The sequence below is a fragment of the Blautia sp. HCP3S3_B11 genome (genome assembly GCF_052064435.1).
Lineage (GTDB): Bacteria > Bacillota > Clostridia > Lachnospirales > Lachnospiraceae > Blautia_A.
Window position 1 is genome coordinate 66,210 of sequence record NZ_JBQHVP010000007.1, and the last position, 12,639, is coordinate 78,848.

The 12,639-nt window shown below is 42.4% G+C and carries 8 protein-coding genes; all 8 read right to left on the reverse strand.

Translation table 11 applies throughout. The features are described from left to right. Positions 1 to 52: 52 nt before the first annotated feature. The gene (locus ACTNC0_RS06905) at positions 53 to 2,275 is read right to left on the reverse strand and encodes an alpha-galactosidase (RefSeq protein ID WP_441086833.1); all 2,223 of its coding nucleotides are present in this window, start codon (positions 2,273 to 2,275) and stop codon (positions 53 to 55) included. Between the two features lie 174 nt (positions 2,276 to 2,449). Beyond that, positions 2,450 to 3,361, reverse strand: coding sequence for an AraC family transcriptional regulator (locus tag ACTNC0_RS06910; protein ID WP_291817416.1), 912 nt, complete (start codon positions 3,359 to 3,361; stop codon positions 2,450 to 2,452). A 52-nt stretch (positions 3,362 to 3,413) separates the two neighbouring features. Beyond that, positions 3,414 to 4,409, reverse strand: a complete 996-nt coding sequence (gene mgrA / locus ACTNC0_RS06915) for an L-glyceraldehyde 3-phosphate reductase (RefSeq protein WP_441034646.1) — start codon at positions 4,407 to 4,409, stop codon at positions 3,414 to 3,416. A 186-nt stretch (positions 4,410 to 4,595) separates the two neighbouring features. Next, positions 4,596 to 5,561 carry an Rpn family recombination-promoting nuclease/putative transposase gene (locus ACTNC0_RS06920; RefSeq protein WP_291817420.1) on the reverse strand — a complete coding sequence of 322 codons (966 nt, stop codon included), beginning with the start codon at positions 5,559 to 5,561 and terminating at the stop codon, positions 4,596 to 4,598. Positions 5,562 to 5,862: 301 nt separating this feature from the next. Beyond that, complete coding sequence (locus ACTNC0_RS06925; protein WP_441086834.1) at positions 5,863 to 8,997, reverse strand: glycoside hydrolase family 2 TIM barrel-domain containing protein; 3,135 nt, start codon at positions 8,995 to 8,997, stop codon at positions 5,863 to 5,865. Positions 8,998 to 9,250: 253 nt separating this feature from the next. After that, complete coding sequence (locus tag ACTNC0_RS06930) at positions 9,251 to 9,556, reverse strand: YerC/YecD family TrpR-related protein (RefSeq protein ID WP_291806183.1); 306 nt, start codon at positions 9,554 to 9,556, stop codon at positions 9,251 to 9,253. A 137-nt stretch (positions 9,557 to 9,693) separates the two neighbouring features. Continuing rightward, entirely contained in the window at positions 9,694 to 11,817 is a 2,124-nt protein-coding gene (locus tag ACTNC0_RS06935) for a response regulator (RefSeq protein WP_320812869.1), read from the reverse strand. A 12-nt stretch (positions 11,818 to 11,829) separates the two neighbouring features. Beyond that, the gene (locus ACTNC0_RS06940; protein WP_300336120.1) at positions 11,830 to 12,552 is read right to left on the reverse strand and encodes a phosphatase; all 723 of its coding nucleotides are present in this window, start codon (positions 12,550 to 12,552) and stop codon (positions 11,830 to 11,832) included. Positions 12,553 to 12,639: the final 87 nt, after the last annotated feature.

A 12,639-nucleotide genomic window follows, 5' to 3' on the forward strand; every position in this document is an offset into this window, starting at 1 on the left:
TTCTGTCTATTGCTTTTCGCAACCTCCATAAGGAGCTTACCTGATTCGGTTATTATTTTGCAGTTAAAACATAAATTCTGGACTCATAGTCTGTGCATGGTTCGTCTTCACTTGTAGGTTCACCTGCTGTACAGTCTGTGGTGAGCAGTCCCAGATTCATCAGCTCATCCCCGTAGTTTTCTGTTTCATTATACTCATTTCTGTAGATAAGATCCGGATCCAGTCCCTGAAGCCGCACTCTGGTAAAATCTGCGTTTACTACATTTCTTTCCCTGTACCAGAATACCAGCGCTGTTTTTTTGTCCTCACTGACTATCATCCACGCTGTTTCATTGCCCTCAAAAGGACTTTTCAGTCTGTAAAAAGTTCCAAACTGGATCAGTTCTCTGTATTCTTTCATAAAGGTAATCTGCTGTTTTACTTCACTGATTTCCTCATCAGACAGTTTATTCAGATCCAGCTCATATCCGAAAGTTCCAAAATATGCTACATTTGCTCTTGTATGTAATGGAGTTTTGCGGTTTAACTGATGGTTTGGTACTACAGAAACATGACTTCCCATGGAGCTTACCGGATAACACATGCTTGTGCCGTACTGGATTTTCACACGCTCTGCCGCATCTGTATCATCACTGGTCCATCCCTGTGGCGCATAATAAAGGATTCCCGGATCAAAACGTCCGCCACCGCTTGCGCAGGACTCAAAGAGAATCTGCGGAAATGCAGTATTTAACCGCTCATACAGATCATAAACTCCGAGAATATATCTGTGGAACACTTCTCCCTGACGGTCTGCAGGAAGTGCAGCTGAATAACATTCCGTAATACTTCTGTTCATATCCCATTTGATGTAGGAAACCTTTGCTTCTGAGAGGATTTTGTACATCATCTCATAAATACAGTCCACCACTTCTTTTCTGGAGAAGTCCAGCACATACTGATTTCTGCCATGACAGGAATGCCTCTGGGGTGTCTGCAGGATCCAGTCCGGATGTGCACGGTAAAGGTCGGAATCCTTATTCACCATCTCCGGCTCAAACCACAGACCAAATTTCATACCCATCTCTTCAATCCTGTCTGCGATTCCCTTGATTCCCTGCGGAAGACGCTCTCTGTTTGCCACCCAGTCACCAAGTCCTGCATAATCGTTGCTTCGTGCACCGAACCATCCGTCATCCAGCACAAATAATTCAACACCACATTCCTTTGCCTTTGCAGCAATTTCCACCAGACGGTCCTCTGTAAAATCAAAATAAGTAGCTTCCCAGTTATTGTTAAGGATTGGCCTGGGACGGTCTCTCCAGTAACCTCTTGCCAGTCTCTTCTGATATAATTTATGGAAGGTCTGGCTCATTCCATTCAGACCCTTATCAGAAAATACCACTACTGCTTCCGGAGTCTGAAAGCTCTCACCACAGTCCAGCTTCCAGTCAAAATTCTGCGGATTGATTCCCACAGTGATACGGGTTGTATCATGAGTATCCACCTCTGCCTGCATTCTGTGATTTCCGCTGTAGATCAGGCTGAATCCCATCACTTCTCCTGCATTTTCTGTTGCCGACGGACGTCGGAGCACAATAAAGGGATTATGTTCATGGGAAGAATTTCCTCTGATGCTTCCCACAGACTGGATTCCCTGCTCTAATCTGCGCTCTTTCACATGACGTTCTCTGGACCATGCACCTGAAAACTGCATCCACACATAATCCTTGTCCGGCAGATCAAGACTGAGGCTCATTGCATTTAACAGATGTACTGATGATGTACCCTCGTTTGTAAATCTGGCACTTCTGGTGATGATTCCCCTCTGTGTAAAAATAGTATAAAGCAATTCCAATACAATTCCTGTTACTTCATCTTTCAATTTTACACATAAGGTCTGGGCTTCTTCGTCTTTCTCAGTATATGTAGCCGGAAGTCCCTGAAGTTTTGGTTTTCCATCTGCAATTGTATAACTTACATAAGTAAAATCAGAAATCCTGCTGCCGTTTTCCTGAAGGATCTCCACTGCCGGATAACGGTAATCAGAACTGCCATACACCGGATATTCCAGTTTCAGATGCTCCAGCGAAAATTTGCGGTTTCCCTCATAAACACAGGCTGTCATTGGTCTCTGCTTCATCTCAAGAAGATGTGAAAAATCTTCTCTGTCATGGATTCTTTTCCCAAAATAGAGATTTCCAAGATGTCCATTTGGAAGCACACACATAATATAACTGATGTCACTGTTGTATAAATGGAATGTGTTTGAACTTTCATGAAAAATAATACTCATAACTGTCCCCTTTTTATAATAGATTCAATATGCATGATGTCAGGGTCAAAAGTTTTTTTGACCCTAACTTGATATCACGGATTGCTCCGCGGCTGTGCTGATATCATATACATTATTATAGAGAAAGTTATTCTGAGGCGTTATGGCATTATGTTTGTCTGAACCTTTAAAATGTTAACTGTTGATCAGCTGTTCCAGCCCATCCTCTGACACTTCCAGGTTTCTGCGGTTTTTACTTCTGTCCTGCCTGCGAAACTGCGTTGGTGTCAGTCCTGTTTCATGTTTGAATGCCCTGGCAAATCGTTCTGCATTTCCATAGCCACAGGATTTTCCAATTGATTCTACAGACAATTCCGTAAGAGCCAGCAATTCCCTTGCCCTTGTAATACGGTATTTCTGCAGAAAGTCCTTTGGTGAAATATGAAGTTCATTCATAAAGATCGTGTACAGATAACTGCGGTTAACATTTAAATGCTCTGCCAGTTCCTGTACTCCGATTCCACAGGCATATTCATTTTTTATAAATGCCATAGCTTCTTTGATATATGCTCCATACTTGCTTTCGCTTCTATATTTTTTTTCTTTTGAATTACCCAGATAAGTATCAATCACCACATCTTTTGTAAGAACTGAAAAGAAATCATATAATCGTCCCTGCAGATAATACAGATTTGAGGTGGTACTTTCTGTATGTTTCAGAATATCCAGCACAATTTTCTTTAACTCTTCTCCACTTTCCGAGCGGAAGATCAACTGCTCGCTGTTTAATCCGATATCCCGAATATATTTTCCTGCATTGGTGCCGCCTACTCCAATCCAAAGATAACTCCAGGGATCATCTTTATCTGCCTGATAGAAAGTCTGTGTGCCCGGCTCGATCAGAAACCCCTGTCCGGCAGTAAGATAATGTTTTTGTCCGGACACCTGATACATTCCTTTTCCTTTCACTACAAAATGGATCAGATAATGTGGACGGGATGCCGGACCATAGCAATGCAGCGGCCCGCATTGTGCGTAGCCGCTGTAGCTTAGATAAAATTCTCTGAATTTTGGTTCCTGTAATTGTAAGACATATGAATCTTCCATAATATGTAGTCTGCTCTCCTGTTTTATAAACAACCATTAACTCCCGGCTATATCATAAGGCCAGTGAACACTCATCTATCTTCTTTAATTCCTCTTCACTGAAGGATGCACTGTCCAGCACTTTCAGATTCTCAAGGATCTGCTGTGGACGGGATGCCCCGATGAGAACGCTGGTTACGATTCCGTCGCGGAGAATCCATTTCAGTGCCATCTGAGCAAGACTTTCGCCTCTCTCTGCTGCAATTGCATTCAGACTGCGGATACTGTTAAGACGTTCCTCACTGAACTGGTCTGCATGGAGAAAACGTCCGTCTGTGTTGACACGGCTGTCTTTTGGGATTCCATTCAGGTATCGGTCTGTGAGCATTCCCTGCGCCAGAGGACTGAAAGAAATAATTCCCTTTCTCCTCTCTGCTGCTGCCTGTTTCAGACCATTTTTCTCAATCGTTCTGTTAAAAATATTATACGAATTCTGATTAATGATAAACGGACAGTGCAGTTCCTCCAGAATATCTGCGGCGCGTTTCATTGTCTCACCATCATAGTTGGAAATTCCAACATACAATGCCTTTCCGCTTCTGACAATCTGTGCCAGAGCCTCCATGGTCTCCTCAAGAGGAGTCTCCGGATCCATTCTGTGATGATAGAAGATATCTACATAATCCAGACCAAGACGTTTCAGGCTCTGGTCAAGACTGGCGATCAGATACTTTCGACTGCCCCAGTTTCCGTAAGGTCCCGGCCACATATCATAGCCTGCCTTTGTGCTGATAATCAGCTCATCTCTGTATGCAGAAAATTCCTCTCTCAGGATTTTTCCAAAATTTTCCTCAGCACTTCCAGGCTGTGGACCATAGTTGTTTGCAAGGTCAAAATGAGTGATTCCATTGTCAAATGCTGTGAAGCACATCTGCTTCATATTCTCATAAACACCGGTATCCCCGAAATTATGCCATAAACCCAGAGATAACTCCGGCAGCATCAGCCCACTGGCACCACAGCGGTGGTATTTCATTGTTTCATAACGTTTTTCGTCTGCCTGATACACAAATAAATCCTCCTTATGTATGATATCATTATTTACTGTCCATTTCATGCTCAGTAACTATAACTGTTCCCTGTAATCATACATCCCAGAGGATTTATTTTCAATAAAAGTTCTTTGTATTTTCTTTTATTACGGTGGATAGTTATTGAAACTTTGATTCCCAAGAGAATTCATCATCCTAAACATTTACTCTGTTTCATTAGCTTCCTGAAGCTTCTGCATCTCTTCTAGCGGCATATTGAAAAAAGCGGCTATTTCCTGTTCACTTTTTCCATTTCTTAACGCTCTGTCAATTAAACTTTTCTGTCCTTTTGTTTCTCCTCTTGCCTCCCCCAGCAATTCCGCCTCTTCTCTTATGTCATCAATAGCTGTTCGCATATTCTGCTTCTCCTTTCTTTCATCCACATTTAAATTCACATTTGTAACCTCTTTTAACATCATCACTGTCTTGGTTTCCATCTCATGAAATCCTGGATTATTTTCTATAATCTCCTGAAGTTTCTTTTTATCTCTCAAATATTTTAAAAATAATAAAACTTCTCTTAAATCTGTCGTAAAATGTTCAAAATCTTCATCGTTCATCTCTGCTGGTACGATTAGATTAATCTTATAATCCGGTACCATAGACAATAACTTCTCATCTGTAACTTCAAACATCTCATGCAACCTTCTTGGACCGTCCCACTCATCAGCACCAAAATAAATCACCAATGTGACAACCGGAATCAATATATCATCTTTATAGAATCCTGACAGATATTCCCCTACTGTCCCTTTCGTGCCTTCTCTTCGATGTTTTCTGGCAGTCTCATCTATCTGTGAAGCATATTCCAGTGCATCGTATACCATGTCTTTTACAGGCATTGCATAATGCACCTCTGACTGATTCTCCACTCCCAGCAAAACATAAACCGCCTGACCGTCTTCCATTGTGTGAAGAAGTTTTAATTCATCTCTGTATTTCTGGACTGGATACGGAATCTTTCTTTTTTCATCTTTCCCATACAGCACAGATAATGCTGTCGTATCTACTGTATGTAGCATCTCGGGATTTATTTTCTTTTTTCCCTGGTAAATCAAATGATTGAATGCATCTGCGAATACCTGTGCATTCTTCATGTAATCTTTCGTAAGAGTATCCTTTTTTCCCATATGATGATTCCTCCTGCGAACCGGGAGAAATCACTATGCAAATCTGCTCTCTGAAATCTCCCTGCTTTTTAATTGTGATAGTAAGCATTGAGATTTCCTGCTGATTGCCTGAATGGCAGAAATGCATATAGACAGGCTTTTATACCTGAACAGATAATAGAAATAAAATGCTTAAGTTGATATTAGCACAATATGGTCTGTTTTTCCAGTATTTCCTATAAGTTTATAATCTTTTTATAAAAAAAGAAAAAGCCATTCCCAGTTTTTTAACTGAAAACGACTTTTCATTAATCACATTTTATTATATTCCTTTAAAACTAAAGGAAAATTCCATCTTTCCTTCTGCATCCAGCAGATATTCCGGATGGGTGTATGCGCCCCAGCTGTCGTCGCCGCCGATTCCCATCTGGCCTTTGGCTACACGGATCACAGTGTAGTGGATCTGCGGGAGTTCGTATGGGTGCATGGCGTTTTCCATCTCGTGCGGAGTATATGGAAGTGCAGAGAACATCATTGGTTCTTTGTCCATCTCAAAGAGGATTCCTCTGCCTTTACGGTCTGTGATGGACGCCCAGCGTACTTCTTCTTTTGCACCGCATTCCTGCGGAACCATGTATTTTGCCACGTTATCCTCAACAAGGTTCTGGTAAATGCCGAGTTTTGCACCTTTTTTGCGGTCTGCATAGGTTTCGGCTTCGCCCCGTCCGTACCACTGTACATGGTCATAGTCTGCGTTGAATTTGAAGATTACGCCAAATTCCGGCATATCACCGAGTTCTTTTACAGGGTCATAAGTTAACGTTGTTTTTACTTTTCCATCTCCGAATACTTCGTAGGTGAGCTGGCATTCACTGGCTGGTGTGGTTGGCATCAGATAGGTGAATGTTATTTTTACAGAAGTTTCTGTTTCTTCTGCCTGTGGTAAATTGGATGGACCATATGCACCTTTTCTGTATTCTTTGTGGCTTAAATACATACTGGCAATTTTCCACTGTGCGTAGCGCATCTGCATGAGATTTCCACAGTCATTGTCTGTAGGTGCACGCCAGAAGTTTGGTTTCGGGATAGTTTCGAGCATCTCTTTGCCTGCGTATTTGTAGGAAACAAGACCGCCATTGAGAACGGAAAACATCGCCTCAAAATGCTCTCCGCGGACACCGATATTGTGTGTGCTTCGGATGATCTGTGGCTTCTGAGGAAGTTTTGCTGCAACAGTTTCTTCAACCTGATATACATACTGTCCAAATGCAATCTCATGACCTGCAGGTGCCCATACTTTTTCCTCTTTCAAATGAAAAGAAACGGTGACTGCATATTCCCCCGCTACTTCTGCTTTTCCAAATGGAAGTTTGTATTCTTTTTCACTTAACGGCTCTACTGCTGTTTCCAGAGTCTCTGTGCGGATTACTTTTCCGTTCTTTGCAAGTGTTACTTTACAATCGAAAGTATCTGTGTTCACAAAAAGGTTCTTGTTAATAACTTTTACAGTATCAGCAGTTACCTCTGCTGTGATATTCTGATAGTTAAATTTCACTTCCTGCATCTTCGGAGAAGCTTCGCGGTCACCGCCATATGCAATTCCATTACCACTGAAGTTATAGTCTGTCGGGCGTTCTCCAAAATCGCCGCCATATGCCTGGAATTCTTTTCCATAGCGGTCTTTTTTGTAAATAGACTGGTCAATATAATCCCAGATAAATCCGCCCTGATATTTCGGTTCCGTGTCTGTCAGATCTGTATATTTGTGCATGGCACCGCAGGAATTTCCCATCGCGTGAGTATATTCACAGCAGATAAACGGCTTGCTGTCATCTTTTGCAAGGAATTCCTTAATCGCTTCTACTGACGGATACATCTGGCTTTCCATATCGCTGGTATCATTATAGCTGCGATCATGGAAAAGTCCCTCATAATGTACCAGACGAGTCGGGTCGTTCTTACGGAAAAGCTGAGACATTTCATAAATGTCTTTGCCTCCAAAAGATTCGTTTCCACAGGACCAGATCAGGATTGCCGGATGATTCTTGTCTCTCTGATACATGGAGTTTGCACGGTCAAGCATCATATCAAGCCACTCTGGTTTGTTGTGCGGGACAATGTATGTATAATCCTTTGTGATCTCTGCCACATCCCAGGAACCATGAGATTCCAGATTTGTCTCATCAATCATATAAATGCCATATTCATCGCAGAGCTGATAGATCAGCGAAGCATCCGGATAATGACAGGTACGGATTGCATTGATGTTGTTCTGTTTCATCGTGCGGAGGTCTTTACGAAGTTCCTCTTCTGAAACATGTCTGCCGCTGACAGAGCTGAATTCATGACGGTTTACTCCCTTGAACACGATACGTTTTCCATTCAAAGTCATAATTCCGTTCTTCATCTCGAAACGGCGGAAACCTACTTTCTGCGGAATCACTTCCTGAAGAGTTCCTGCTTCGTCATAAAGTTCAATTGTAAAATCATAGAGCTGCGGATCCTCTGCACTCCATAATTTCGGATCATTAATTTTCCATGCAAAATTATGTTCTACCGTTTTACTGCATCTTGTTTTCTGCACATAAACTTCCTGAACATTCTCTGACGTATTTTCTGTTTCAGAGCCAGTTTCCATGAGTACTTTTCTTTCTTCCAGTACACATTCTCCATCTTTTTCAAGTCTGAAAACGATACTTCCCTTTCCCCATGTTTTCACTTTCACTTCCAGATCTGCCACATCCAGATTCTCTTCCGGAATGGCCCGGATCTGAAGATCATAGGCATGAGTATCCGGTACTGTGTAGAGATATACGTCTCTGTAAATTCCGGAGAAACGGAAGAAGTCCTGATCTTCACACCAGCTGCTGGAAGTCCATTTGAATACCTGTGCTGCAAGCTTGTTCTGACCTTCTTTTACATAATCAGTTAATTCGAACTCTGATGGTGTAAAAGAGTCTTCGCTGTAACCAATGAATGTTCCGTTCAGCCACAACGCAAGTCCGCTCTCTGCTCCCTGGAAAGAGATAAACAGTCGTTTTCCTTTCATCTGTTCCGACACTGTAAAATATTTCACATAACTTGCCACCGGATTAAAACGATCCGGAATCTCACCTGGGTTAATTTCCTCATGTCCTTCCCACGGATACTGGACATTTGCATACTGAGGTGCATCATATCCTTCCATCTGAATATGTGCCGGTACATGAATGTCATCCCAGTCATAACAACAGTAATCCTCTTTCTCAAATCCCTGGATTGTACTTCTGTAATTACGGGCATAATGGAATTTCCATAAACCATTCAGACTCTGTCGGAAAGAAGTATCTGCTCCTTCCTGCATAGCAGTCCGCATTTCTTTTACATCTCTATAATTTACGTGATCTGAATGAGCTTCCATTCGGTTCTCGCAGAAATACTGCGGATCTTTTACCTTCGAATAATCAAATGCCTGCATATTGTTCCTCCTGTTTTATCTTATACTGTTCTTTTAGTGTAACACTGTATATACCTGTATAGTTTACGAATTCAGTCATATACTTTCTGTTTTCGCGCCTGCATGGCACAAATAAAAACAGTTTTTCTGTCATGGCAGATTATATCATTCCCTATTCTTTCTTACAATTGATTTTCTGTCATATATTATGATGTTACGTAAGGTTATTAAAAAAGGACAGGTGAATCTCACCTGTCCTTTCATCATCTGTATCTTATTCGCTCTTAGCTTCCTTCTCTTCCATCCTGGAGAATACCATCTCATAACCATCGTTTCCATAATTTAATGAACGATTCACACGACTGATCGTTGCAGTGGAAGCTCCGGTCTTCTCAGAAATGTCCAGATAGGTTCTCTTGTCCATCAGCATCTTGGCAACCTCAAAACGCTGTGATAAGGAAAGAAGTTCATTGATTGTGCATACATCCTCAAAGAAAGTATAGCATTCTTCTTTATCCTTCAGGCAAAGGATCGCTTCAAAAAGCTGATCCACAGCCTCTGTTCTGATCTTTTTACTCATTTTCCTGCTCCTTTAGAACTCTGTTCTTCAATTCTTCACTAGACAGACATATGTCTTTATAATGTCCGTATTTTGTTTCCAACAGTGATATTTTACCACGTTAAAACATAAGAAGCAAGCGTTTAACTGTAAAGAAATCAGAGATTTTCGGATTTTGCCAAAAGAACCTCTCCAAGAGTCGCAAATACCTTCTGCGGATCAATCGGTTTCGACAGATATCCATTCATTCCTGCCTGATATGCATTCTTTTTGTCTTCCTCAAAAGCATTGGCAGTCATTGCTACGATTGGGATCGCACTGCGTGTACCGGACAGAGCACGGATTCTTCTCGTAGCCTCATAGCCGTTCATATTCGGCATCTGAATATCCATCAGGATCAGATCATAGTAATCCTTAGGCATCTTCTGCAAAAGTTCCAGACATTTGACACCATCCTGTGCCCATTCCACTTTCATGCCTTCCTCTTCCAGCAAAGTAACTGTGATCTCTGCATTCAGTTCATTATCCTCTGCCAGCAGAACCCGTCGTCCTTTCAAATGATGTAGTTCACTGATGTTCTCCTGTTTCTCTTCTGTCCCCTGCTGTTCTTCTCCGGCAATAGCAAATGGCAGAAGGATCACGGTCTTTGTCCCTACTCCTGTCTTGCTGGTAACCTCAATGGTGCCACCCATCAGATCAACCAGAGCTTTCACGATTGGAAGTCCCAGACCAGTTCCGACTACCTTACTCTCTGTACTGGTATGCTCACGGGTAAATTCCTCAAAAATATGCGGCAGATATTCCTCACTCATACCGATACCTGTATCTTCTATTACAAATTTAAAATGAGCAACACCTTCATTTGCATAAGCCCTGTGATCCTCTGCAAGTTTCTCTGCTGCCCTCTCGGAAATCCCCTCTTCCGTAATTCTGACAGTAACCTTTCCACCCTCCGGCGTATACTTGATGGAATTACTGATCACATTCAGCAGGATTTCCCTGAGTTTCGTTCTGTCACAATGCACATACGTGTGCTCAATGTCTGTTTCACATACGTAATCCAGATTCTTCTCCTCGATGGACGGCTCAAAGACATCACTCAGGGCAGTCGTCAGTTCCTCAATATTTCCTACCTCTGTCCTCAGCGTCGCCTTTCCACTCTCAATCCTTGCCATCTCCAGAACATAATTGATCAGAGATAGCAAAAATGAACTGGAATGTTTGATCTTGCCTATATAATTCTCAGCCTTATCTCTGTCATCCAGATGTTTCTCCAGCAGATCCGCAAATCCTATGATCGCATTCATCGGTGTACGGATATCGTGGCTCATGTTGAAAAGGAAACGTGTTTTCGCCTCATTTGCCATCTGTGCTTCCCTTACTGACTTCTCCAGTTCTTCTTCATGAAGCACATCTTTATACTGTCTCATACTGTACTGCCAGTAGCCGACAAACATCAGTATCGCCACTGCAAAAGCAATAATAACCGCAAATATACTCTGAGCAGCCGAAATCCAGCCATTTACCGGTACGATTTCGAAATACCAGGTATCATTTGGCACTGAGCACGCCACTTCCAGCGAACTTCCAAATCTCTGACTTTTGCTCTCATCGATCACGATTTTCTCACCTGTATACAGGTCTTTCTTCCAAATCTGATAAGCATATCCTGCGTCTTCCAGCTTATCCAGTTCTACCTGTTGGATAAAATTATCCCAGTTCATAACCAGAATGGAAAATCCCCAGAACTTCTTTTCTCCATCATCATCTGTCACATAAACCGGGTCAAAAAGCAGTGCCCCCGTTCCGCCCTGCATCAGCTCATACGGTCCGGCTATGGTATATTTACCGCTCTCCTTTGCCAGATTTGCTTCTTTCTTTCGGTCCGGATGCCGCAGCATATCCAGTCCCATGGCAGCTTCATTGCCTTCCATCGGATAAATCTGACTTACAACACCATCCTTCGCCAGTTCCCTGGCCTCTATCACCTCTTCATTCTCCTGCATCAGACCTGCAAGCGTATCGAACTGCTCACTATCTATATCGTACCCTTTCTCAAGGACACGTTTCACCAGATCTGACTCTGCCAGATATTTGCTCAGCTGGGACTCTACACGGCTTACTGTTGACTCTGCTGTATAAGTCGCTTTAAGCTTCTCACGCTTCACCTGGTTCTCATTGAGCAGCCAGGTAACTCCCATAACAATAACAAGCGTAATAAGAAATACGACTACTGTCCCGCGTTTTATGCTTTTCGGATTTGTTTTTTCTCTTTTACGCATCAAAAATCCTCACTAGAACTTACGGTTCACATATTTCCTGATCGCATCCACTGAACGGTTCAGTACCAGTTCCTCCGGAAAATCCAGCTTCGTAAGAAGCTCTCTCGCCATATCAAATTCCCCGATCAGCAAGTCAAAATGTGCATCACTGTCCATCACAACCGGAACCTGATATTTCATGCAGAGCTTCAGCATCACTGTATCATTCTCTACTGCATTCTCACGGGTACAGTCAGGATCCATGGAATGATTGTTCAGTTCCAGAACCTTGCCATGCTCCTTCGCTCCCTGAACCAATGCCTCATAATCAATCTCATATCTGCCGTCATCCGGATGGCCAATGATATTCACATATGGATTCTTCATCGCATTCAGATAGGCTTCCGTATTCTCCAGCTTAGACGCCGGCTTCATACACGGAGTATGCAGACTTGCAATTACCACATCCATAGTTGAAAGCGTATGCTGTCCCAAGTCCACTGTTCCCTGCGCATCCAGAATATTTACCTCCGATCCAAGCAGCAACTGAATCCCGTACATCTTTCTCGGCACAACCTTAAGATTATGAAAATAAAACTTATGACAGGTCCCCGGCATACTCGGCGCATGCTCCGTAATCCCAAGAAGTTCCAGTCCTTTATCTGAAGCAGCCTTCGCCATCTCTCTCAATGAGCAATATGCATGACCGCTGGCTATTGTATGTGTATGTAAATCTAATACTGAATTGTACTTCATAATTAAATTCTCCTCATATCGTAAAATCTTTCCCTCACATTATACTTCCATCCCCCAACATTTCCAAGTAAATTTACACTAATAAAA

Bases quoted from the DNA above. Each gene is read 5' to 3' on its own strand.
- ACTNC0_RS06930 (WP_291806183.1), bottom strand. From the start codon at position 9,556: ATGAGTAAAAAGATCAGAACAGAGGCTGTGGATCAGCTTTTTGAAGCG.
- ACTNC0_RS06940 (WP_300336120.1), bottom strand. From the start codon at position 12,552: ATGAAGTACAATTCAGTATTAGATTTACATACACATACAATAGCCAGC.
- ACTNC0_RS06920 (WP_291817420.1), bottom strand. From the start codon at position 5,561: ATGGGAAAAAAGGATACTCTTACGAAAGATTACATGAAGAATGCACAG.
- ACTNC0_RS06925 (WP_441086834.1), bottom strand. From the start codon at position 8,997: ATGCAGGCATTTGATTATTCGAAGGTAAAAGATCCGCAGTATTTCTGC.
- ACTNC0_RS06910 (WP_291817416.1), bottom strand. From the start codon at position 3,361: ATGGAAGATTCATATGTCTTACAATTACAGGAACCAAAATTCAGAGAA.
- ACTNC0_RS06935 (WP_320812869.1), bottom strand. From the start codon at position 11,817: ATGCGTAAAAGAGAAAAAACAAATCCGAAAAGCATAAAACGCGGGACA.
- ACTNC0_RS06905 (WP_441086833.1), bottom strand. From the start codon at position 2,275: ATGAGTATTATTTTTCATGAAAGTTCAAACACATTCCATTTATACAAC.